Source organism: Acinetobacter equi (genome assembly GCF_001307195.1).
Classification (GTDB): Bacteria; Pseudomonadota; Gammaproteobacteria; order Pseudomonadales; family Moraxellaceae; genus Acinetobacter; species Acinetobacter equi.
Genome location: NZ_CP012808.1, coordinates 1,522,047 through 1,546,147, shown reverse-complemented (window position 1 = coordinate 1,546,147; position 24,101 = coordinate 1,522,047). Strand labels below are relative to the sequence as shown.

Sequence of the window (24,101 nt, the reverse complement as noted above, 5' to 3'; positions counted from 1 at the left end):
TTTTATAGAGCCGCTTGGACTTTTACGTCCTCAAAAAGGAATACTCTATGCAAAATGATAGTGATTTCGAACTTTTTCGCCGAAATTATCAGCGTTTTCTAGCTGAACAAGTTGCACCTTATTATGAGTCATGGGAAGAGCAAGAGCTTATTCCTCGTGAACTATGGCATAAGCTTGGCGAGAATGGATTTTTATGTGTTGATATTCCTGAAGAATATGGAGGCTACGGCGCACCTATCTATTATTCACAAATGCTTGTAGAAGAAACAGCAAAAGCTGGATTTACATCACTCGCCGTTGGAATTGGTGGGCAAAGTGAATTGGTATCCCCTTATATTCAAAATATTGGCAGTGAAGAGCAAAAACAGTATTGGCTTCCCAAAATGGTCTCAGGTGAAGTTGTAACGGCAATTGCGATGACTGAAGCAAATGCAGGTTCGGATTTACAAGCAATACGTACTCAAGCCATTTTAGATGGTGATCACTACATTGTTGATGGTTCTAAAACCTTTATTTCTAATGGGCACCATGCCGATTTAATTGTTTTAGTTGCGAAAACAGATCCTCAAGCACGTGCAAAAGGTATTTCTATTTTATTGGTAGATGCACATTTAAATGGGGTCAAAAAAGGTCGTGGTTTAAAGAAAATTGGGCTTCATGCTCAAGATACTGCTGAGCTTTTCTTTGACCAAGTTCGTGTACCAAAATCTCAACTACTCGGTCAAGAGGGTCAAGGCTTTAATTATTTAATGCAAGAATTACCTCGTGAACGTTTAAGTATTTCCTTAATGGCTTTAGGTGCAATGATCGGTGCAATTGAAATTACCAAAGAATATGTACTTGAACGGAAAGCATTTGGTCAACATTTATCTCAATTTCAAAATACTCGCTTTGTTCTTGCACAAGCACAAATTAAGGCACGTGCAGCAGAAGCCTTTGTAGAGCGCTGCAAAGATCTATATCGCAAAAATGCTTTGAGTATTACAGAAGTTGCTGCGTTGAAATGCTTTATTACCGAAACCCAATGTGAAGTAATCGATCAACTTCTTCAACTTTTTGGCGGTTACGGCTACATGCAAGAATATCCAATTTCACGTTTTTTTGTAGATGCACGAGTACAAAAAATTTATGGGGGAACAAATGAAATAATGAAAGAGATCGTTGCACGCGAACTCTTAGGCAAATAAACACCTACACACTTAAAACAATATTTTTCAAAATATTTTCAGGATGAAATAACGATGAAAAAAATATGGACTATGCCATTTTTACTTTTAACTATACCTGCTTTTGCAAATAGTTTTATTGAGGACAGTACTGTCGAACTGACAGCACGCAACTTTTATTTTGATCGTGACTATACCGATGTCTCCGCTTATCCAGCAGCAAAAGATTGGAGTCAAGGATTTATTTTAAAAATGAATTCAGGTTATACAGAAGGCCCAATTGGATTTGGAATAGACTTACTAGGTACAGCAGGCTTTAAACTGCATGGGGATGCAAAACATGCTGGAACAGGAAATATTCCCCGAGATCCTATTACCAATGAGCCTCAAGGCAGTTATGGTGAATTACGTTATACAGGTAAAATTAAAGTTGGAAAAACTGATTTACGTATAGGTACACTACAACCTATGACGCCTGTCTTAGTTGGTTCTCCAGCCAGATTACTACCGCAAACTTATCGTGGTGTCGCATTAAATGTAAAAGATATTTCTCAACTTGATATTCAAGCTTCGTATATTGATAAGGTCAATCATCGAGATTCTACCGATTATGAAAAAATAAAACTTTCTGGCGTCAATGGTCGCTTTATCCCTGCTGAAACTAGTCATTTATATTATGTTGGCGGTAATTATGACATTCAGTCAGTGCCATTACGCCTAACTTCCTTTTATATGGATGTTCATGACATTTTCCGTCAGACATTGCTCGGCTTAACGTACAAATATCCAATTAATGAAAATAATACCTTAACAAGTCAAATCAGATATTACGTAAGTCGAGACTCTGGAGAGTCAAATGCAGGACTAGTGGATAATGATTTAATCCATGCACATGTTGAACTAAAACATAAAGAACATAAATTTATTGTATCTACTTTCCATCACCAAGGTGAAACAGCATTTCCATACTTAACAGGTGGAGAACCGGGTGTTCTCATTGATACGTGGACAGGTGAATTCCTAAATCCGAAAGAAAAAGTCTATAGCGCTAGATATGAATACGATTTCAAAAAATATGTACCAGGTCTTCGATTTATGACACGTTATACAAAAGGTACAAATATCTATGCTCCTCGTTTAGGTGGTACCAATCTTAAAGAAGATGAACTCGACTTCGATATCGGCTATACCATACAAAGTGGTTTCTTAAAAAATTTAGCATTAAGAGCACGTTATGCAATATACGATAACAATATGCTTTCAAATGCCAATATCAAACCTGCCAATGAAACGCGCATTAATATTGATTACACATGGAAATTTAAATAAATATTTCTAGGCTCTGCATCCTCAGAGCCTTTTTTATTTTAGTGAGATCATTCTATGAAATATCTATTGGGTTTATATATTTGTTTAGGATTATCAACACTGAGCTATGCGAACACCAAATTTAGTCCACCGCCATTGAAACTTGAACCTCTTTAGACCTTTAACGTTGATCTAAATACCTGTTTGGAAATTAGGAAAAACATCTGATTTAGGACAACGACGGATTATTCCAATTACTGGAGGAACATTTAAAGGACCGTTAATTAAGGGACAAATATTAAATAATGGTGCAGATTGGCAAACTATTGATAGTAATGGTCTTGCTCATATGGATACTCGCTATTTTCTAGAAACTGAAGATAGTGCTCTTATTTACAAACTAAGGGCTATCGTTACGGCTCTCCAGATATCCTTAAACAACTTAGTAAAGGACATGACGTTGATCCAACACAATATTACTTTAAATTAACCATGCAATTTGAAACGAGTGCTTCTCAATATGCTTGGCTAAATAAAACAATTGCTGCGGGCAATGTAATACGTTTTGGAAAAGCCGTTATTTATAATGCATTTACTTTTAAATAGCATGAAAAGCAACTCAACAAACCATGGAAGGAACAAATGATGCATACAACAATATTCAGTCAACTCCCCCCAATCCATCATTTATTAGGTGGACATAATATTCATTGGGATGCTGATAAACGTGAAATCTGCGTTGACTATATGGCACTTGAAAGTTTTACTAATCCACGTGGAACTGTAGAAGGTGGTATGATTTGTGCCATGCTTGATGATGCAATGGGAATTTTAGCAGCTCTCAATCAAATGCAAAAACCAGCAGCGACCATTAATCTATCAATGGATTTTTTTAGACCTTGTGAAATAGGTACAATTCAAACAAAAGCATGGTTTATTAAAGAAGGGAAGAAAATTCTTAGTATTGAAAGCGAGGCTTGGCAGCATAAAAAACTGATCGCAAAAACTAGTGCTGCGTTTATGGTCTTAGATTAACTTAAAATTACCAATAAAAAAGGTCAGTAGAATGACTGACCTTTTGTTATTTTAGCATCCTATAGAATACCTAAATATCTAAAAATACGGTCTCATTTTCGCCTTGGATTCGTATATCAAAACGATAAATAACTTGACCATCACGTTCTTCACGTTTTGCAATTAAAGTTTGACGACGTGGTGCCCATTCAATACCATTTAATAAAGGATCATTGGCATTAGCTTCTACCTCATCTTCAAAATAAACACGAGTATGTAGCCCAAGATTAATACCACGTGCAAATATGACCAATGCAATATGTGGTGCCTGTTTACTTCCTTTACGACCCGGCACAACACCTGGTTTAATCGTATTAAAATGCCAAATACCACTTTCGAAATCAGCTGCCGCTCTTCCCCAGCCAAAAAAATTCGGATCTGCTTGTTTACCTTGTGTATCAGCTTGGCTTGGGTAAACACCATTTGCATCAGCTTGCCAAATTTCAACTAAAACATCACGTAATGGTAAACCTAAACCATCAAATACCTGACCTTCTAAACGAATACGCTCACCTTGTATTTCAGCTTTCGCCAGTTGATTATCAAAACTGTGTTGAAAAACTTCAATCCCTGCCTGATTTGGCATTAAACCAATATGTACGTATGGCCCACCAGTTTGCGATGGTGTTTCATGTAATTCCTGGAAATTCCAACCGTTCATTATGATACTCCTTATCACGTTAATTCATTTTCAAAATACGTACCACGACGACCACGCAAAGTGATGTCAAAACGATAACAACGGCTATCTGCTTCAATAAAATTGCTCTTATCTTCAAGCGCAATCAAAGCACGACGTTGCTGTTCTGATGGAATTGTTTTTAAAATTGGACAACTATCAATTAACGTATCGCCTTCAAAATAGAATTGTGAAATTAATCTCTGTGCCCAACCATCAGCCATGACAGAAAAATGAATATGTGCGGGACGCCATTCATTAATACGATTACGCCAAGGATAAGGACCTGGTTTAATCGTGCGGAAAACAAAGAATCCATTTTCATCTGTCAACATACGTCCACAACCACCAAAATTTGGATCCATTGCACCAATAAACTTATCATTAGGATGACGATAACGACCTGATGCATTTGCCTGCCAGACTTCAATTAATGCATTCTTCACAGGGCGACCAAATTGATCACGTAAATATCCATGAATAATGATACGCTCACCAATCGGCAAACCATCTTTTGCATAATTTAAAATCAAATCATTATCTTTTGGACCTAACAAATCAGCACTAAAATGTGGAGCTGTTACTTCTGTAAGTGTTTCTGCTATTGAAATCAATGCATTTTTTGGTGACCGTAAAACACTCGTTTTATAGCCTGGCGCATATGCAGGTGGATGATCATCTGTATTACGCTGTGCATATGCACCTAATATAATTTGAGACATGAATCTCTCCTTGTTCAATTCTAAAAATCTTCCGTTATTTAAGTTTTGTTGGTGCTATACCTAGCTCTGCAAAAACTTCTTCAGCGATATGCATTGCAGCATTTGCAGCAGGTAAACCTGCATATAAAGAAGAATGTAAAAATAATTCTTTTAAATCATCTTTCGTGACACCATTATTAAAACATGCACGAATATGCATGCGTAATTCAGCTTCACGCCCAAGTGCTAATAAAATTCCAATGGTTACGAGGCTACGTGTATGCCTTGGCATACCAGGTCTTGACCACACTTCACCCCATGCAAATCGGCTAATAAAGTTTTGGAAATCTTCATTGAAGTCATTTAAATTTTCTAAAGAACGCCCTACATGTGCTTCGCCTAAAACCTCTGTGCGTACTTCTATTCCCTGTTTGTAACGATCTTCATCATTCATGATAAATACACTCTTATACATTGTTATACATTGTTATACATCAGCATAAAGATTAAAAAACCACTTCACGCCATTAAAATATTTAAATTAAATCAATATTTTGATATAAATCTCTTAAAAATATTATTAAATTCATTTGCTGCTTCAATATTAGATAAATGCGATGCTTCAACGACTGCAAATTCACTATTTGGAATATGCATTTGCATAAACTCACCATCTATAACTGTAGTGACAGGATCAAACTCACCACATAAAATTAAACAAGGAACAGTAATTTTTGCGATCTCATCACGTAAATCTGCTTGTGCTAGTGCACGACAAGATTCTGCATATCCCTTAGGAGAAGTGACTGAAAGACTTTGTATAGTTTTTTGTGCAACAGTATCGTGAATATAATCAAATTTATGGCTAAACCAGCGTGTATGTGTTGTACTGACAATATCGGCTAGACCTTCTTTTTCTACCGCATCTGCACGTGATAACCATGCTGCTTCTTGACCAATTTTGGCTGCTGAATTTGCTATCGTAATACTATAAAAGTGTTGCTGTGCTTCCAAACCAAGTTGAAGACCTGTAATCCCCCCCATAGAAATGCCACAAAAATGTGCTTTCTCTACTTTAAAGTAATCAAGAATATCGATCACATCTTCAGCCAAATTAGTAATGGTTGTATTTTCAATAACAGTACTTTTTCCATGACCACGTGTGTCATAACAGATAACAAAGTACTCTTTTGAAAACTGATCAACTTGAAACTGCCACATTGAATGATCAGTGCCTAATGAATTTGAAAAAATAATAGTTGGCTGACCAATATCACCAAAACTATAAACAGCTAATTGTTGACCATTACGATTATTTATTAACGACATGATTGCACCTTCCTTTGTACATCTTTCAATACAGCATCAATTTGTTGTTGGGTATTACCTAAATAGTGTTGCGGATTAAAAATTTTATGAAGTTGTTCCACACTAAACAGTGCTGTAATTTCTGTATTATTTTTTACAATATCAATTAAATGGCATTGCTCAGCTACTGCTTTTTTACATGCTTCTTCAACAATATGATGTGCATTAAGTCGACCTAATTTAGGTGCTAAAGCCATCATTAAAGCTTCAGCCATAATAAGACCGTGAGTACACTCAAGATTTCGATACATATTTTCAGTATTTACTTCTAAACCTTCAAAAACCTCTATCGCCCTCGCTAAACTGCCTGAACTTAACTGGAATATTTCAGGTAACGCTAACCATTCGGCATGCCAAGCACCTAAACTACGTTCATGTTCCTGTACCAAACTTTGATAAATACTTGACATCAGTGCTGGAACGCGATTTGCTGCAGCCAAAATAGATGCGGCAGCAACAGGATTACGTTTATGAGGCATGGTTGATGAACCTCCTCGTTCAGCACCACTCGGTTCAAACACTTCAGCAATTTCTGTTTGCATCATGAGTGACCAATCACGTGCGATTTTGCCTAAATTACCAGTCAAAACAGCCAATACATGTGCAATATCTACAATACGATCGCGCTCCCCATGCCATGTGCAATCGGGAACATTCAAATTAAGTTCTTTCGCAAATGCTTCAACAACCAAACTCCCTTGATCAAGTAAGGAAGCAAGTGTGCCAACAGCACCTCCCAATTGCACAGTTAAAGCAGATTCTTTGATGGTTTGAAGCCGTTGTAAATCTCGCTGTAAGCTTGAAAGCCAGCGTGCAGTTTTATGACCAAATGTTAATGGTAAACCCTGTTGTAACCATGTTCGTCCAATCATGACCTGATGACGATATTGTTCTGTCAACAATTTTGTTGCATGAATTGCTTGAAATAATTGTTTTTCTATAATATTTAGTGCATCTCGACACTGTAAAATACATGCAGTATCAATAATATCTTGACTCGTCGCTCCCCAATGAACATAACGTGAAGCATCCTCATCATGTTGCTTTACAACAGCTGTAAACTGCTTAACCAAAGGAATTGCAATATTTCCAGACATACTTGCGGCATGACCCAATATCGAAAAATCAATAATATTTTTAATGGGTTGCTGAGAAATTTGAGTAATAAATAAAGCAGCTGCATCTGGAATTATGCCCACATTTGCCTGAGCTCGAGCCAATGCCGCCTCTGCTTGCAACATATAGCGTACCATCCCTTCATCACTAAAAATTTCAGTAACTTCAGCTTGGTAAAATAAACTTGCATATAGTTGCATATCGGATTCCTTTTTATTTATTCAACACGAATATCTCACTCAAGAAATATATAATCGTGATTTAAACTCGTTCAATAATCAAAGCAATGCCTTGGCCTACACCAATACACATTGAACATAACGCATATTTCCCACCACTTTTTTCAAGTTGATTCAGTGCAGTTGTTACCAATCGTGCTCCCGATGCACCTAGTGGATGACCTAATGCAATTGCTCCACCATTTGGATTTATGCGGACATCATCATCAGCCAAACCTAAATCACGTGTTACCGCTAAAGCTTGTGCTGCAAATGCTTCATTTAGCTCAATGACATCTATTTGTTCTAAGGTTAAACTTGTTTGTGTAAGTAGTTTTTTAATAGCAGGGGCTGGGCCAAATCCCATAATACGAGGTTCAACACCAACAACTGTAGCACCTATAATTTTTGCACGTGGTTTTAAGCCATATTGTGAAATGGCTTTATCTGATGCTATTAATAGTGCGGCTGCACCGTCATTAATTCCTGATGCATTACCAGCTGTTACAGACCCTTCGGCTTTTACAACAGGTTTTAATTTATTTAAACCTTCAAGTGTGGTTGATGCACGTGGATGTTCATCCGTATTGATAACAATCGGTTCACCTTTACGCTGTGGAATGATGACAGGAATAATTTCTTTACTAAAAAAACCATTACTTTGAGCTGTAGCTGTTTTTTGCTGACTATTAAAAGCAAATAAATCTTGATCTGCACGAGAAATATTAAATTGTTCAGCAACGTTTTCTGCTGTTTGTGGCATTGTTTCAACACCATATAGAGCCTTAAGCTCTGGATTGATAAAGCGCCATCCCATTGTGGTATCTTCAAGCTTTTGATTGCGGCCATACACTGTTTCTGATTTTCCCATTACAAATGGTGCACGAGACATGCTTTCTACACCACCAACAATCATTAAATCAGCTTCATCTGCTTTAATCGTACGTGCTGCCATTGCAATTGCATCTAAAGATGAGCCACATAAGCGATTTACAGTTGTTGCAGGAACTTGGTATGGCAAACCTGCAAGTAGAGCAGACATTCTTCCTACGTTGCGATTGTCTTCACCTGCTTGATTAGCACAGCCATAGATTACATCATCAACTTTTTTCCAATCGATATTAGGATGACGTTCCATTAATGCTTTAATAGGCAATGCACCTAAGTCATCGGTACGAATAGAGGCTAATCCACCTGCATAACGACCAAATGGGGTGCGAATAGCATCAATAATATAGGCATTTTTCATTTTAAATCCTTGTTCATAAATTCCTTCCTTTTTTAGGGAGGCTTGGAGGGATTTAAAGGAAGTTAATTTTTAACATTAATCCTCCCTAAATCCCTCCTTTAATAAAGGAGAGATTTTCTGCTTTAAGTGATCGCATTAATCAGTGTTGCACCTGTCATCGACTGCAACTCTTCAAATGATAAACCTTCAACTTTTTCAATTAATTTCAACCCTTCAGGGGTCACATCAATAACGCATAAATCGGTATAGATTCGATCTACACATTTCAACCCTGTAGCAGGATAGCTTAGTTCTTTGACAATTTTAGGTTCACCTTTTTTAGTGACATGATCTGTGGTGATAAAGACTTTTTTAGCACCAACAGCTAAATCCATTGCACCGCCTACAGCAGGAATAGCATCAGGTGCACCCGTATGCCAATTCGCTAAGTCACCATTTTCTGCAATTTGAAAAGCACCTAAAACAGCGATATCTAAATGACCGCCTCGCATCATGGCAAATGAGTCTCCATGATGGAAAAATGAACCACCTGTGAGCATGGTGACAAATTCTTTTCCTGCATTAATCAGTTCAGGATCACGATCTTCTTCGGCAGGTGGTGGACCAAATGCCAATAAGCCATTTTCAGAATGTAAAAATACATCTTTGTCTGATGGTAAATAACTCGAAATTTTAGTTGGTAAACCAATGCCTAAATTAACATAAGCACCATCTGGAATATCTTGTGCAACACGTTGGGCAATTTGGTCACGGCTTAATTTGCTATAGCTCATTTTATTTCTCCGATTCCTTATTGTGCTGGTTGTACTTGAACAACATGTTGAACAAAAATCCCAGGAGTAATGATATGTTCAGGATCAAGTGCACCTAATTCGACAACTTCACTCACTTGGGCAATTGTGACATCTGCTGCCATTGCCATAATTGGACCAAAATTACGTGCAGATTTTCGGTAGATAAGATTCCCCCAACGATCTCCCTGATAAGCTTTAATAAGTGCAAAGTCAGCTTTAATTGGGTTTTCTAAGACAAAGTCTTTGCCTTCGTAATGAAGCGTTGGTTTGCCTTCTGCGAGTAAAGTTCCAAAACCTGTTGGAGTATAAATAGGTCCAAGTCCCATACCTGCGGCTTGAATGCGACAAGCTAAATTCCCTTGAGGAACAAGTTCTAATTCAATTTTTCCATCACGATAAAGTTCATCAAAAATATAAGAATCAGATTGACGAGGAAATGAACAAATAATTTTACGGACAGCACCTGTTTTTAGCAGTGTAGCAAGCCCATAATCACCATTTCCAGCATTGTTATTGACGATGATAAGATCTTTTACACCAAGTTCAATTAAACCATCAATGAGTTCAGCAGGCTGGCCTGCCGTACCAAAACCACCAATCATAATGGTTGAACCATCTTTAATTTTTGAGAGGACTTCCATCATTGAAGATGAACTTTTATCGATCATCAAATAACTCCATGTGTTTCCACTGTATTTAAATATTTTTTGGAAATCCTAAGTATTCAGAAAGAATTATTCTGGACGGAGAATAAATTCCAACTAAAGTCCTTAGGATTTCGTATTATCCATTCTTGATAAAAACCTAGCATTCGACTACGGTTAAAAATGAGTTTTGTACGATTTATAGTTCTTTTGTTCGATGATCGCACAAAAAATAATTTCTGTTTTTAAATTCAAGTAATAGGTTGAACATCAACACAGAAATTCGAATACTTCAAGGAGAGAAAATGAACAAAAATAAGGAAATAGCAGAAAAAAGGATACAACATCCTGAAAATAAAAAAGTCATTCGACATGAAGACTTCATAGCTGGCATAAGTAAAGGACTTGCAATTTTAGATTGTTTTGCTAATGATCGTCATCGCTTAAATGTCACAATGGCCGCAGAGCGAACAGGCTTAACTCGTGCAGCTGCACGTCGTCATTTACTGACACTTGAATATTTAGGCTATCTTGATTTCGATGGGCACTATTACACTTTAAGTCCTAAAGTTTTGAAATTTTCTGGTGCCTATTTAAGTGGTGCACAACTACCTAAAATTGCTCAACCCTTACTTAATTTATTGACTCAACAAACTTCTCTCACTTATTCCGTCATGGTTTTAGATGGCTTTGAAGCAATTACAATTGCACGCAGTGCTGCTCATCAACAAACAGACCGAGTAAATCCTTATGGATTACATCTAGGAAATAGATTGCCTGCCCATGCCACATCTGCAGGTAAAATTTTACTCAGCTATTTAAATGAAGATGCACAACAAGAATGGCTTTATCATTATCCATTAAAATCTTTAACTAAATATACATATACTGATAATCAAGCCTTTTTAACATTGCTTAAACAAATACGATCTGATGAATTCTGTTATTCAGCTGAAGAACATGAACTTGGAATACATGCACTTGCAGTTCCCATTTATGATCGTAGAGCAAATGTCGTTGCTGCACTTAATATCGTTTCACCAACAGGCAAAACAAGTCATGAATATTTACAACAACATATTCTGCCTTTACTTAGAGAAACAGCCACAGAGTTTAGACAAATGCTTTGAGTCAGAATATTCTGACTCAATAAAAAACACATCGAAATCTTAAGACCTCGATGTGTTTTTATAACAAATGGATGAAACTTAAATTACAAATACTAACCCGCTTTTTGTAGTGGTAACCCCACATAATTTTCAGCAAGTGTTGTTTGCCCCGCCTCAGATCCTAATATATAACTTAACTCTGCTTGTTTAATTTTATGTTCAAACTCAGTTTCTGTTTCGAAACGATGTAATAAATGCGTCATCCACCATGAAAAACGCTCTGCCTTCCACACTCGTTTTAAACAGTTTTCTGAATAATGCTCTAGTCCATTTTCAGAACCTGTTTGATAGTATTCAATCAGTGCTTTTGATAGAAATGCAATATCAGAAGCAGCTAAGTTAAGCCCTTTCGCTCCTGTTGGCGGTACAATATGCGCAGCATCTCCTGCTAAAAATAATTGACCAAACCGCATTGGCTCTGTAACAAAACTGCGTAAAGGTGCAATACTCTTTTCAATTGATGGACCAATTACTAATTTTTCACGGCTTTCTGGATCTAAGCGATTTTTCAACTCTTCCCAAAATTGTTCATCGGACCAATTTTCTACTTTATCTGTCAATGGAACCTGTAAATAATATCGGCTTCTTGTATTTGAACGCATACTACATAAGGCAAAGCCGCGCTCAGATTGTACATAAATCAATTCATCTGCAACAGGTGGAACATCGGCTAAAACACCAAGCCAACCAAAAGGATAAACCTTTTCAAAAGTCTTAATTTTATCTTTAGGAACACTCGCACGGCATATCCCATGATAACCATCACAACCCGCAATAAAATCACATTGAATTATAAATTTCTGATCTTTATATCCAAAAGTTACAGATGGTTGATCTGTATAAAAATCGTGAATTTGAACATTATGTGCTTCATAAAATGAACTTAAACCTGCTTGTGTACGCGCTAACATAAGATCTTTTGTAACTTCAGTTTGCCCATAGACCGTAACCTGTTTACCACCTGTTAGTTTGGTTAAATCAACACGATATTTCTCACCATTTGTTAAAATTTCAATCCCATTATGTGGTAAACCTTTTACTTTGAGTTCAGCATCAACCCCTGCTTCTTCCAGTAAATCAACAGAAACTTGCTCAAGAATACCTGCACGAATTCGTCCAGCAACATATTCTGCACTTCTCTGCTCAATTAAAATATGGTCAATGCCGGCTTTATATAATAATTGTCCTAGAAGTAATCCCGCAGGACCTGATCCAATAATTGCAACCTTGGTTTTTAGAATTTCCATATACTCATCTTCTCAAATAAAGATTCTTTTTTAAAACTAAGTAATTTTTTAAATATAGACTAGACTTTAGCCCTAATCCCGACCGAAATAGATGACTTTTGACCGATGATCGGACAAGATATAAAAGCACAAAAGTTAAGAAGGATTTTTCAAAGTGCGTAATAATTTGATTTCTAATGATAAAAATAGTGAAACTATACAATACGATGATTACATTGCTGGGCTTGCAAAAGGACTCAGTCTACTGGAATGCTTTGGCATGGAACGTCAAAAGCTAAATGTGACACAAATTGCAGAACGTACAGGGCTAAGTCGTAGTGCTGCTAGACGTTATGTACGCACACTCAAATTTCTTGGATATTTAGACACTGATGAACATTTCTACTGGCTTACTTACAAAGTGCTACGCTTTTCAAGCGCTTATCTAAGTTCGGCATATTTACCAAAGGTATCTCAACCTATGCTAAATTTTCTTAGCATAAAAACTACTCTCAGTTTTTCTGTCGTTGTTTTAGATGAACATGAAGTCGTTCCTGTTGCTAAAAGCATAGCACTACAAAATAACAGTGCAAAAATTAGCCCTTTAGGTGTGCATTTAGGTAATCGCCTTCCAGCGTATGCAACATCGACAGGAAAAATCTTATTATCTCGTTTAAATGAAAAAGATCAGCAACAATGGTTAGATAAATATCAGCTCAAACGTCTAACACCGTACACAATTACAGATGCTCAAATTTTGTTACAAACATTAGCTGAAATTAATCAACATGATTACTGTATTTCAACAGAAGAACATGAACTTGGAGTTATTGCGATGGCTGTTCCAATATTAAATATGCAAGGTGATACGGTAGCTGCCTTAAACTGTATTGGTCCAAGTAACAGAATTCAATCTTCTTATCTTATTCAAAATATTTTACCACTCCTAAAACAAACTGCACATGATTTACGTGCACTGCTATGACAAATGAAATTATCTAATTTCATCTAAAAAACTTCCTATTTCTTTTATGCAATTGAAATATTGACGGTTCAGTATAATTTTTTATTCCGACTAAATTAATATAATTTTCAATATTTTATAACTTTAAAAGTCACTATATTTCTATAAAACTAGCATATTACAGTAAAAACATACTTGAATTTGGATCCAATGATGATAAATTCATCAAAACAGTCAGGTTGATGAATACATCAATAATGGAACATGGACGGGTTCTTAGACTGAAAATAAAACCTTAAATATTACTAGGATGATGCTTTCTACTTAGATTTTTTCGCTGCTAAATAAATGATTTATTTTCATACAGTTTTCTAAGCCAGAACGTATCGATTTCCATGGAGAAAGTAAATGGTTCAGAACCCGCGTGAGGAAATGAATAACAAAAACATGAATGGTTTTCAGTGGTTTGTTATTTTTATCTGTATTTTGCTTAATGTCATTGACGGCTTTGATGTACTCGTTATGGCTTTTACAGCCGCATCTGTATCTAATGAGTGGGGATTATCAGGGGCAGAATTAGGCGCCCTACTCAGTGCTGGCTTATTTGGCATGGGTGCAGGCTCATTATTTTTAGCACCTTGGGCAGATAAAATAGGACGTCGCCCATTAATTTTGCTATGCCTACTGATTTCTGGACTTAGTATGGTTGCTGCATCTTTTGCTCAAACAGCCATGCAACTGGGCTTAATGCGCTTTATTACTGGCATTGGAATTGGTGGCATTTTAGCAAGCAGCAATGTAATTGCGAGTGAATATGCATCTTCACGTTGGAGAAGTTTGGCTGTAAGTCTTCAGTGTACTGGCTATGCAATTGGTGCAACTGTTGGTGGTATTATTGCCATTGCATTGATTAGTAGTTTTGGTTGGCGCTCTGTATTTCTGACTGGTGGCTTAACTACCCTATTCATGTTTATTATTTCTTATGTTTGGTTACCAGAATCATTAGATTACTTACTCGCTAAACAACCTAAAAATGCATTAAATAGAATTAATGTCTTAACACAAAAAATCAATATTACTCGATTAACGCAATTACCCATTATTTCACAAACTGCCGAGTTGAAAAAAAGTGGAATTTCTCGCCTATTCAGCCCACGTTTAGCATTTCAAACAATTTGTATTTGGCTAAGCTTCTTTTTTGTCATGTTTGGTTTCTATTTCGTCATGAGCTGGACGCCAAAAATTTTATCAGCGAATGGAATGACAACAGAACAGGGAGTTACAGCTGGTGTATTAATTAGTGCAGGCGGTATGTTTGGAGCGGCATTATTAGGATTCATTAGTTCTCGTGTTCGTATTTTTTATGTACAAGCAGCATTTCTTGCACTTACTGCGGTATTAATTTGGTTATTTGTTGGTAGCACAGCATCATTAACTATTGCTTTCATTTTATCTGTACTTTTAGGCATGATGGCAAATGGCTGTGTCGCAGGCTTATATGCCATGTCTCCATCAATTTATGAGGCAGATGTACGTGCAACTGGCGTAGGTTATGCTATTGGTTTTGGTCGTATTGGTGGAATTTTATCCCCACTTGTTGCAGGTGCTTTTTTAGATAGTGGAATCTCTTCACTCACGCTATATGGATACTATGGTGGTGCTTTCATACTTGCAATTATTACTGTACTCGCTATTTCTAAGATACAAAACAGAAATACAATAAAAGTCAGCTATCCAAATTCAATTGAAAAAATGGTTTAAATCAAAAATTTGATCCGCTCTTTAAGAGCGGATCTTTAAATAAAAATCGAAACTTAAGTAGTACTACATCAACACTTTTATATTATTCACAACAAAATTAGTAAAACTATCTTTTTAAAATTAAAAACTCTTAAATAAATAACAACCTACAAGAGAATTCTTATAGGTTGCTGATCAAAGATTTTCCATCAATATTCTTATACTTAATCTTTAATAATAATAGGTTGAATAAAAGGCTGAGATTCTGTTTTTAATCGTTTAATCATAAATAATGAAAATGCTGCAAAGAATGCTGGTATTGCTAAAATCGACATAATTTCAAAACTAGATAGATTTAATGACATTAACCAACCACCAATGACAGAGCCAATCACAGAACCTGAACGTCCTACTGCATTTGCCCAGCTTACTCCAGTTGCTCGACAATATGTTGGATAAAAGCCTGAAGTAAATGCATTTACACCTACTTGTGAACCACTAATACCAACACCAACACCAAACATTGCAAGCATCAGTAACAGCATATTGGATTGTTCAATTCCCAAACCTAAACAAATAAGAAATAAACCGCCCAATACGTAAACAAAACTGAGTACTTTTACAGGCTCAATTTTATCCATACACAAACCAATAATGATTGCACCAATCGTACCACCAATTTGGAAAATTGAAGTCAACCATGAAGCATTCACTAAGTTGAAACCTTCATTCGTCAAGAGTGTCGGCATCCAGCTCGAAATCATATAAATGATTAATAAGCTCATAAAAAATGTGCACCAAATTAGAATTGTGCCTAAAGCAAATTGACGACTAAATAGTGCCTTAATACTCACTTTATTTTTAGCTTCACTTGTACTTGGTAATAATTTTGGTAACTGTGTTAAATGAGGAGCAATGCTTTTTAAAACTTTATCAATTTTATGCTGTGCGTAATTTTTAAATACCATAAATCTGAGTGATTCAGGCAATAACCAAATCAAAAATGGCACTGTCAATAATGGCATAATACCACCAAGCAATAAAATTCCATGCCAACTGATATGAGGTAATAACTGAGCCGCTGCAATACCACCTAAAGCTGAACCAATAGTAAAACCACAGAACATTAAAGTCACAAGGCTAGAACGACGCTTTGAAGGACTATATTCGGAAGTCAAAGTAATGGCATTTGGCATTGCCCCACCTAAACCAAGTCCAGTAATAAAGCGCCAAACCACCAATGATTGTAAATCAGTCGTAAATGCACTCACCAAACTTGCTAAACCAAATAAAATTACCGAACCGATTAAAATTGGTTTACGACCAAATTTATCTGACAATGGACCAAAAATTAGTGCACCAGCCATCAAACCAAATAAACCTGCACCAAATAATGGTGCTAAGTCTGCTGCTTGTAATGCCCACTCAGCTTTTAATGCTGGAGCAATAAAACCTACAGCGGCTGTATCAAAACCATCAATTGCAACAATTAAAAAACATAACCAAATTATACGTTTTTGTGCACCCGATAACGGATTTTCATCTATGAAATTTTGTACATCTACTTGTTGATTTTGAGACATTGCATCTCTCCTTTTGTCATCCTGAAGCACCCTGCATCCTTTGCGAAAAAAATACTCTCAAATGAGAGTATTTTTTCTTTGTTCTTAAGCAACTTTTACTGTTATACCAGTTAAACCAGCTACTTCAGCACGCATTTCATCTCCACGAACTACAGCACCAACACCTTCCGGAGTACCTGTAAAGATTAAATCACCTTGCTTTAACTCAAATAGTGTTGAAAGATTTGCAATTGTTTCTGCAATATTCCAAATGAGGTGAGTTACATCACTACGTTGCTTAGTCTCACCATTAACTGTTAAGTGAATATCACCTGAGTTTAATTCACCAGTTTGTGAAATCGGGTGAATAAGCCCAATAGGTGCTGAATAATCAAATGCCTTACCAACTTCCCATGGGCGACCTTTTTCACGTTGAGCCATTTGTAAATCACGGCGAGTCATATCTAAACCAACGGCGTAACCATAAATATAGTTCACTGCATCTTCTACAGAAATATTTTTGCCGTCTTTACCAATTGCGACAACAAGCTCAATTTCATAATGATAGTTAGACGTTAAACTTGGGTAAGGAATTGTTACAGCCTCATTTTCAGGTACAGGCACAATTGATTCAGAATCATTTGGCTTACAAAAGAAAAATGGTGGTTCACGATCTGGATCAAAGCCCATTTCACGTGCATGCGCAGCATAGTTACGACCTACACAGTACACACGACGTACTGGAAATAATGCTTCTGTATCTTTTACTGGTAAACCAACAATCGGCATTGGATTAAATACGAAACTCATGTTCATTCCTTGTTTATTTCAATATTTAGCTGGATTACACAGCATCTGGTTGATTTTTTGGCGCAGCTGCTTGAAATGCAGGTAATTGCATACATGCATCATAAACACGCTGAATATTAGGATATTTAGTCATATCAACATTAAAACGTTTTGATGAATCAACTTGTGGAATTAGGTATGCATCTGCAATTGTTGGTGCATCCCCTACACAAAAATCACCACGTACTTGATCTTGTTCAAGTAGTTGTTCTAAAGCATTGAACCCTTCATTAATCCAATGCTGGCACCATGTTTCAACTTGTTGATCATCAAGTTTTAATGTATGACGAAGATATTCAAGGATACGTTTGTTATTGATTGGATGAATATCACATCCAATCAAGGCTGCAATCGCACGTACTTTTGCTCTTGCAGGCTCTTCTTGAGGTAACAACGCAGGCATTGGGTACTGCTCTTCTAACCACTCAATAATTGCAGGGCTTTGAATAAGTTTTTGATCATTTACTTCAAGTACAGGTACAAAACCTTGCGGATTAAGTTCTTTAAAGCTCGCTAGTTTATGCTCATTTTTCATTAATGAAATTGGCTGAAAGTCGTAGTTAATTTGCTTTAAATTTAAAATGATACGTGTTCTGTGCGATGTTCCACTACGGAAAAATCCAAACATTTTCATGCTGCATTCCCCGTATAATTTTTCGCCGCATCTAAACAGTTATCAACATTCCAGTTATATAACCAAGACATTGCCTCATAGAAACCTTCACTAGGACGACCACGCCATAAATCATTACGTACCATCCGCTGTACGCCTTTAGCATGATAAATCTTACCCATTTCACGTGAAGATAGAACTATACGTGCAGTACGAGCAACACGTGCACGTTGATAAATATCAAATGCTTGCTCAATATTATTATTCGTAATACGTAGTGCTTCACCTAATGTAACCGCATCTTCCATTGCCATACATGCACCTTGTGCCATGTATTGAGTTGTTGGATGAGCAGCATCACCTAATAATGTAATACGACCATACGTCCATTGATCAATTGGTTCACGATCAGCAGTTGCCCAACGACGCCATGATTTTGGTAATTCAATTAATTGTCGTGCTTTAGGGCAAATACCTTGGAAGTAAGAAAGAACTTCTTCTTTAGAACCATCTTTAACACCCCATTCTTCTTGTTCACGACTATGGAAAGTTACAACAACGTTATATTCTTCACCGCCGCGCAATGGATAATGTACTAAATGACAATTCGGACCGACCCAAATACTTGCAGCATTCCATTGTAAGTTTTCAGGAAATTCTTCTTTAGATACAACAGCACGATATACCACATGACCTGTTACTAATGCAGGATCACCTACATATTTTTCACGGACAATAGATTTCACACCATCTGCACCAATTAATGCTTGACCAATATATGCATTACCTTTGTGATCTGTAATCGTCACACTATTTTCATCTTGATCAACATTAACAATTTTACAGTCTGTGATAATTTCAATATCACCACTTTCCTGTGCACCTTCAACTAATGACGTATGGATATCAGCACGATGAATAACCGCATATGGATTACCAAATCGTTTAATAAAAGCCTCACTAGTTTCAATACGACCAACTTGATACTCATCCAATGCATCATGCATAACCATATAATCGGTATAAACTGCACGTGCACGTGCACGATCACCAATCCCTAGAGCATCAAATGCATTAAATGCATTTGGTCCTAATTGAATTCCCGCACCAATTTCACCAATTTCTGGTGCTTGCTCAAAAACTTGCACTTTGAAACCACGTTTTGCTAAAGCTAATGCTGCAGCAAAACCACCAATACCGCCACCAGCAACTAAAATAGGCATCGTTTGATTTGACATGTTCTTCATCCTTTAAAAACGATCATTCACTGCGAGCACGAACCGAATACAGACCAAGTTTTTTCTGAATTGGTGCTTCATCTGCTATAAAAATAAAGCAAGGTCTATTAGACTTATTGATTAAATCAATATTTGAAAAACAAGGTGCACAAGCTGTATCTGCTTGGTCAATTCCAAAGATTTTTCCATCAATTTTAATTTCAGCTTCACCTTCAATTACATGAAATACCATTGCTGCTGAGCGCGGTTGTAACTGAACTGTTTCACCTGATCTCACCATAAGCACTGAATAACCAATAATTTTTTGACAATCTTCACCTGTTTCAGGATTCACATATGCCACCTGAATTGGACCTTCAGATTGTTTTTCTGATAAATCGATGAGTAATTGTTTAGCATCTTTCCATGGATATCGAAGCATTGGATAATTTTGTTCAGCGCGAATATGATGCTGTACTGGTACTAGACCTGCGCTATAACTCATTTTATTTTCTACAGTTTTTACAGGCTGTGACTCGCCACCTTCTACAAAAGATGCTTCCATGTAGTACACCAATGGCAAATCAAGCACATCTAACCAAATCACTGGTTGATCACCATCATGACCATGTTCATGCCATAAACCCGATGGTGTTAAAATTAAATCACCATGTTCCATTGGGCATTTAACGCCTTCAACCGTTGTATAGGCTTTTTCACCTTCAACAATTAAACGAACTGCATTCGGTGTATGGCGATGTGCAGGTGCCCACTCATTTGGAAGAAGCAATTGCATTCCAAGATAAATTACTGAAGTTGCACGCATATTTTCCAAACCATGTCCTGGATTTGCGAGTACTAGGACACGTCTTTCAGCCTTTTCAATCGGTGTTAATTCCCCAGCTTCTAATAATAGAGGCTTAATTTCACTATATTTCCAAACTAAACTTTGTGTATGTGGAATTGGTTTTATCGGGGGTAAAACATTACGAAGACTGGGCCATAATGGGACTAAATTACTTTGTTCTAGATGTTCCAAATAGCGTTCCGGGAGATCTGCTAATGTTGCAAGCTGTTCCATAACTTACCTCTTCCATTGATGAATGATGCAACTAAAGTTCGCATTCAATATTTCTTGTTTTTTAATTTAGCAACCAAAATAACTTGAATCTATTCGCTAGATTCAATACTCTGTATTGATTATATCAATACAGTTTTTTTGTCTAATTTATGAGCATTGATACGCGTTTATTGAATATTTTTGATGCAATTTTTAAACATCGAAGTGTTTCAAAAGCTTCTGATGAGCTTGGAATTGGTCAGCCAACTGTGAGTATTGGCTTAAATAAATTAAGAGAACATTATCATGATCCTTTATTTATTCGAGTTGGAAATGAAATGCAACCAACTGATTTATCAATAAATTTATCAAAAGGAATTCGAAGTGTTTTAACACAAATTCAAAGTATTAATGACTTCAATGTTGAATTTGACCCTAGAACATCAAATCAACAATTCAATATCAGTATGACGGACATTAGTCATTTAGTCTTATTGCCAAAGCTCATAAATTACTTACAGGTACATTCACCCAATATTCGTATAAATATTGTTCCGATTGACAATAATACTCAACGTTTAATGGAATCAGGCGATATTGATTTAGCAATCGGTTTCTTACCTCAATTAGAAGCTGGCTTTTATCAACAAACACTTTTTAATCAGCATTATGTTGTAATTGCAAATGCTGAACATCCTCGTTTACGAGAGAATCGAATTACAGTTGAACAATATAGCCAAGAATTACATATCGATATTTTAGCAACGGGTGGACATTATGTAGTGGAACATGAGTTACAAAAACTCGGTATTAAAAGAAATACATCTGTAACGCTACCAAGCTATTTAGGGATTGGACTTGTTATTCAGGAAACTGATGCGATTGCAACTATACCGAACTATTTAAGCCATGTTTTATTATCTAGGGGACGATTGAAAATTATCGAGCTTCCTTTTAATTTCGCTAAATATGAGGTGAAACAACATTGGCATTCTCGTGTACACAATAATCCAAGTAATCAATGGTTACGCCGTGTTTGTTTTTCATTATTTTCAGGAACAAACTTTGAAGATGTCTAATATCGAACTAAGTTAAACAATCAAAATATATCAGAAATAAAAATTATTTTAGATAGACGTATACTTCAAAAGAGAATGTATTCTTCGCTAAATATTAAATCCCTAATCGATTTTTAAAGGTAACAAAAGTAAAAAATGATAATAAACAATTATTCACTCTCAATATTTTTAGTTAAGACTCGATATAGCTAATACAGTATCAGCTAATGGTCTTCTCTTAATTGCAGATCTTTTCACTATCTTGTATCCCCATGAGTTTTAAAATAGAGTGTGTTTCTATATCTAGATATACTCAATTATATGCATATAAAAAAGGCTTGATCCCTTTAGAATCAAGCCTTTCATCTACTATTTAAAACGATGACGTCAATTGAATTCAGTTAATAACCCATTGATTTTAAATACTAATTCATATAATAGAAAAATTTTACCCAATTTTTACCCAAATCAGATTTAGTGCATTGAGTACTAAAACTAATTTTGTTCAAATTCAATTCTAGGATTTGAACTTAGGTACTAATTTTAACACGTGTGAATTCACTATAAAATGATATGTTATAATATTTCAAAATAATCAATGCTCTAATAATTACCTCTGTAATGCCTGAGTTTAGTAACTCTGCCTTTCAAACCTTTATGTAGTAAAACTCAGTTCAATTCAATCTTTTTAAAATAGGAAAATAATTTTATAATAAGTGAAATGTACTCTTTTCATATAGGATTATAATTACTCATGGTAGAGCGTATAAAAAAATATATAAATAGTTCAGAAGCATCAAGCTCCCCTATTGATAGTAATTATTGGTTTCATTCCGAACAAAATATTGATACTAAAATTGCAGAAGGTCTAACTGCATTTTTACCGTTATATGAAGCTTTTTTAAGTATTGCAACCAGATTACACTTAATCACCAAGGCCCAACATCATATCGATTTACAATACTATATTTGGGAAAACGATGAGCTTGGACACTTACTTCTTTCAGAACTTCTTAGGGCAGCTAATAGAGGAGTACAAATTCGATTACTAATTGATGATCAAAATGGCACTCAACTTGATTCTAGTTTAGAACAACTTGTAATTCATCCAAATTTTTCTATTAAATTTTATAATCCCTATAAATTTAGAAAATTACGTGCATTAGATTTTTTATATAGAGCATTTCAAATAAACCGTCGTATGCATAATAAACTTATAATTGCTGATGGTGAAATTGCAGTTACTGGTGGAAGAAATATTAGTCGTCAGTATTTTAATGCTAGTAATAAATCTGAATTTACGGATTTCGATATTCTATTTTATGGCCCACCTGTTAAAGATGCCAATCGGTTATTTCTAGACTTTTGGAATGATACATTAAGTTGTCCTGTTAATTATTTTTTAAAATCAGGTACAGCAGCTGGTCTACAACAGTTAAAAAATAAATATGAGCAAGAAAGTCTTGTAAAAACCATAGATAAAGAAAAACTCTTCCGTACTGAAAAGTTACTTAGAGAATATCATTTAGCTAAATATCCACTCCGTTGGGCAAAAGCCCATTTTATTGGAGACACACCTAACAAAACTAGAAACAAAGTTAATAAAGAGGATCTTTTGTACAATAAATTTATAAAAATAATGGGAATGCCAAAGTATCATTTTCAACTCGTTTCAGCATATTTCATTCCAACTAAATTCGGTGTAAAGCAATTAACGAATATTAAAGAATCGCATGTCAGTGTTCGTATTCTCACTAATTCTTATTTAGCAAATAATGTTCCGATTGTGCATGCTTTTTATCAAAAATATAGACAAAAACTTTTAACTTCAAATATAAAAATTTATGAGTTAAAACCCTTCATTCAACAAAAAAACAAACTTGGTATGAAATTATAACAGGTAATATCATTCCAACTCAAAACAAAAATAGATCTTGTTTACATGCTAAATTTTTCTATATTGATCACAAAGTTTTTATTGGATCATTTAATTTTGATCCAAGATCTAAATCATTAAATACTGAAGTTGGTTTGATACTTGAATCTGAAAGTTTACAACAAGAAATTCATGAATCATTATCTCTATTATTACCTCGTATCGCCTACGAACTAAAACTTAATAAATATGGAAAAATTATATGGCTTGAGCATCATGATGGCAATGTAACAACACATAAATATGAACCAGAGACCACTTTATTTCAAAGACTTACAATCAAAGTGATCTCAATCCTACCAATAGAATGGATAATGTAATAATTTAAGTTTACTGAAAATACTATTTGAGAGGCACTGTTGCAAATAGGAAGTGAGGCTGTAATTTTTG

The 24,101-nt window shown here is 35.7% G+C and carries 23 protein-coding genes and 1 pseudogene; 10 read left to right on the top strand and 14 right to left on the bottom strand.

What is annotated here, in order from left to right; genetic code table 11:
* The first annotated feature begins 47 nt into the window (after positions 1-47).
* From AOY20_RS07240 to AOY20_RS07225, 4 genes and pseudogenes are all read left to right on the top strand, one after another.
* A complete protein-coding gene (locus AOY20_RS07240; RefSeq protein WP_054581236.1) occupies positions 48-1,187 on the top strand; it encodes an acyl-CoA dehydrogenase family protein in 1,140 nt (379 codons plus the stop codon).
* 54 nt (positions 1,188-1,241) lie between these two features.
* Complete coding sequence (locus tag AOY20_RS07235; RefSeq protein ID WP_054581235.1) at positions 1,242-2,495, top strand: OprD family outer membrane porin; 1,254 nt, start codon at positions 1,242-1,244, stop codon at positions 2,493-2,495.
* 54 nt (positions 2,496-2,549) lie between these two features.
* Positions 2,550-3,080 (top strand): annotated as a pseudogene (locus tag AOY20_RS07230) (DUF3237 domain-containing protein).
* A 39-nt stretch (positions 3,081-3,119) separates the two neighbouring features.
* On the top strand, positions 3,120-3,509 hold the full coding sequence (locus AOY20_RS07225; RefSeq protein WP_054581234.1) for a PaaI family thioesterase: 390 nt from the start codon (positions 3,120-3,122) through the stop codon (positions 3,507-3,509).
* Positions 3,510-3,579: 70 nt separating this feature from the next.
* On the opposite strand, the gene pcaG is transcribed toward AOY20_RS07225, so the two are convergent.
* The 8 genes from pcaG to AOY20_RS07185 all read right to left on the bottom strand — a co-directional run bounded on the left by pcaG (position 3,580) and on the right by AOY20_RS07185 (position 10,341).
* Positions 3,580-4,215 carry a protocatechuate 3,4-dioxygenase subunit alpha gene (gene pcaG, locus AOY20_RS07220; protein ID WP_171250441.1) on the bottom strand — a complete coding sequence of 212 codons (636 nt, stop codon included), beginning with the start codon at positions 4,213-4,215 and terminating at the stop codon, positions 3,580-3,582.
* A gap of 8 nt (positions 4,216-4,223) precedes the next feature.
* Positions 4,224-4,949 carry a protocatechuate 3,4-dioxygenase subunit beta gene (gene pcaH, locus AOY20_RS07215; RefSeq protein ID WP_054581232.1) on the bottom strand — a complete coding sequence of 242 codons (726 nt, stop codon included), beginning with the start codon at positions 4,947-4,949 and terminating at the stop codon, positions 4,224-4,226.
* A 34-nt stretch (positions 4,950-4,983) separates the two neighbouring features.
* Positions 4,984-5,382, bottom strand: a complete 399-nt coding sequence (gene pcaC, locus AOY20_RS07210; RefSeq protein WP_054581231.1) for a 4-carboxymuconolactone decarboxylase — start codon at positions 5,380-5,382, stop codon at positions 4,984-4,986.
* A gap of 92 nt (positions 5,383-5,474) precedes the next feature.
* Entirely contained in the window at positions 5,475-6,260 is a 786-nt protein-coding gene (locus AOY20_RS07205; RefSeq protein ID WP_227510386.1) for an alpha/beta fold hydrolase, read from the bottom strand.
* Positions 6,248-7,612 carry a 3-carboxy-cis,cis-muconate cycloisomerase gene (locus AOY20_RS07200; RefSeq protein WP_054581229.1) on the bottom strand — a complete coding sequence of 455 codons (1,365 nt, stop codon included), beginning with the start codon at positions 7,610-7,612 and terminating at the stop codon, positions 6,248-6,250. The genes AOY20_RS07205 and AOY20_RS07200 overlap by 13 nt, the downstream gene beginning before the upstream one ends.
* A gap of 61 nt (positions 7,613-7,673) precedes the next feature.
* The gene (pcaF, locus tag AOY20_RS07195; protein WP_054581228.1) at positions 7,674-8,879 is read right to left on the bottom strand and encodes a 3-oxoadipyl-CoA thiolase; all 1,206 of its coding nucleotides are present in this window, start codon (positions 8,877-8,879) and stop codon (positions 7,674-7,676) included.
* 122 nt (positions 8,880-9,001) lie between these two features.
* The gene (locus AOY20_RS07190) at positions 9,002-9,652 is read right to left on the bottom strand and encodes a 3-oxoacid CoA-transferase subunit B (protein ID WP_054581227.1); all 651 of its coding nucleotides are present in this window, start codon (positions 9,650-9,652) and stop codon (positions 9,002-9,004) included.
* A gap of 17 nt (positions 9,653-9,669) precedes the next feature.
* Entirely contained in the window at positions 9,670-10,341 is a 672-nt protein-coding gene (locus tag AOY20_RS07185) for a 3-oxoacid CoA-transferase subunit A (RefSeq protein ID WP_054581226.1), read from the bottom strand.
* Between the two features lie 281 nt (positions 10,342-10,622).
* On the opposite strand from AOY20_RS07185, the gene pcaU reads away from it, so the two are divergent.
* Positions 10,623-11,447, top strand: a complete 825-nt coding sequence (gene pcaU / locus AOY20_RS07180; RefSeq protein ID WP_054581225.1) for an IclR family transcriptional regulator PcaU — start codon at positions 10,623-10,625, stop codon at positions 11,445-11,447.
* A 92-nt stretch (positions 11,448-11,539) separates the two neighbouring features.
* Here the strand turns inward: pcaU and pobA are convergent, their stop codons facing one another.
* A complete protein-coding gene (gene pobA, locus AOY20_RS07175) occupies positions 11,540-12,733 on the bottom strand; it encodes a 4-hydroxybenzoate 3-monooxygenase (RefSeq protein ID WP_054581224.1) in 1,194 nt (397 codons plus the stop codon).
* Between the two features lie 154 nt (positions 12,734-12,887).
* On the opposite strand from pobA, the gene AOY20_RS07170 reads away from it, so the two are divergent.
* Together AOY20_RS07170 and AOY20_RS07165 are read left to right on the top strand one after the other, a co-directional pair.
* The gene (locus AOY20_RS07170) at positions 12,888-13,697 is read left to right on the top strand and encodes an IclR family transcriptional regulator domain-containing protein (protein WP_054581223.1); all 810 of its coding nucleotides are present in this window, start codon (positions 12,888-12,890) and stop codon (positions 13,695-13,697) included.
* 387 nt (positions 13,698-14,084) lie between these two features.
* Positions 14,085-15,437, top strand: coding sequence for an MFS transporter (locus tag AOY20_RS07165; protein ID WP_054581222.1), 1,353 nt, complete (start codon positions 14,085-14,087; stop codon positions 15,435-15,437).
* 203 nt (positions 15,438-15,640) lie between these two features.
* On the opposite strand, the gene AOY20_RS07160 is transcribed toward AOY20_RS07165, so the two are convergent.
* The 5 genes from AOY20_RS07160 to AOY20_RS07140 form a co-directional block, all read right to left on the bottom strand.
* A complete protein-coding gene (locus tag AOY20_RS07160; protein WP_054581221.1) occupies positions 15,641-16,999 on the bottom strand; it encodes an MFS transporter in 1,359 nt (452 codons plus the stop codon).
* A gap of 84 nt (positions 17,000-17,083) precedes the next feature.
* Entirely contained in the window at positions 17,084-17,788 is a 705-nt protein-coding gene (locus tag AOY20_RS07155; protein WP_054581220.1) for a fumarylacetoacetate hydrolase family protein, read from the bottom strand.
* Between the two features lie 34 nt (positions 17,789-17,822).
* On the bottom strand, positions 17,823-18,461 hold the full coding sequence (gene maiA, locus AOY20_RS07150; RefSeq protein ID WP_054581219.1) for a maleylacetoacetate isomerase: 639 nt from the start codon (positions 18,459-18,461) through the stop codon (positions 17,823-17,825).
* Entirely contained in the window at positions 18,458-19,678 is a 1,221-nt protein-coding gene (locus tag AOY20_RS07145; protein WP_054581218.1) for a 3-hydroxybenzoate 6-monooxygenase, read from the bottom strand. Before AOY20_RS07145 ends, maiA begins: the two co-directional genes overlap by 4 nt.
* Positions 19,679-19,700: 22 nt before the next feature.
* The gene (locus AOY20_RS07140; RefSeq protein ID WP_054581217.1) at positions 19,701-20,738 is read right to left on the bottom strand and encodes a cupin domain-containing protein; all 1,038 of its coding nucleotides are present in this window, start codon (positions 20,736-20,738) and stop codon (positions 19,701-19,703) included.
* 149 nt (positions 20,739-20,887) lie between these two features.
* On the opposite strand from AOY20_RS07140, the gene AOY20_RS07135 reads away from it, so the two are divergent.
* The 3 genes from AOY20_RS07135 to AOY20_RS15135 all read left to right on the top strand — a co-directional run bounded on the left by AOY20_RS07135 (position 20,888) and on the right by AOY20_RS15135 (position 24,031).
* Positions 20,888-21,796 carry a LysR family transcriptional regulator gene (locus AOY20_RS07135; protein WP_054581216.1) on the top strand — a complete coding sequence of 303 codons (909 nt, stop codon included), beginning with the start codon at positions 20,888-20,890 and terminating at the stop codon, positions 21,794-21,796.
* Between the two features lie 733 nt (positions 21,797-22,529).
* Entirely contained in the window at positions 22,530-23,672 is a 1,143-nt protein-coding gene (locus AOY20_RS07130; RefSeq protein WP_227510370.1) for a phospholipase D-like domain-containing protein, read from the top strand.
* Positions 23,666-24,031, top strand: a complete 366-nt coding sequence (locus tag AOY20_RS15135; RefSeq protein WP_417855896.1) for a phospholipase D-like domain-containing protein — start codon at positions 23,666-23,668, stop codon at positions 24,029-24,031. Before AOY20_RS07130 ends, AOY20_RS15135 begins: the two co-directional genes overlap by 7 nt.
* The last annotated feature ends 70 nt before the right edge of the window (positions 24,032-24,101 follow it).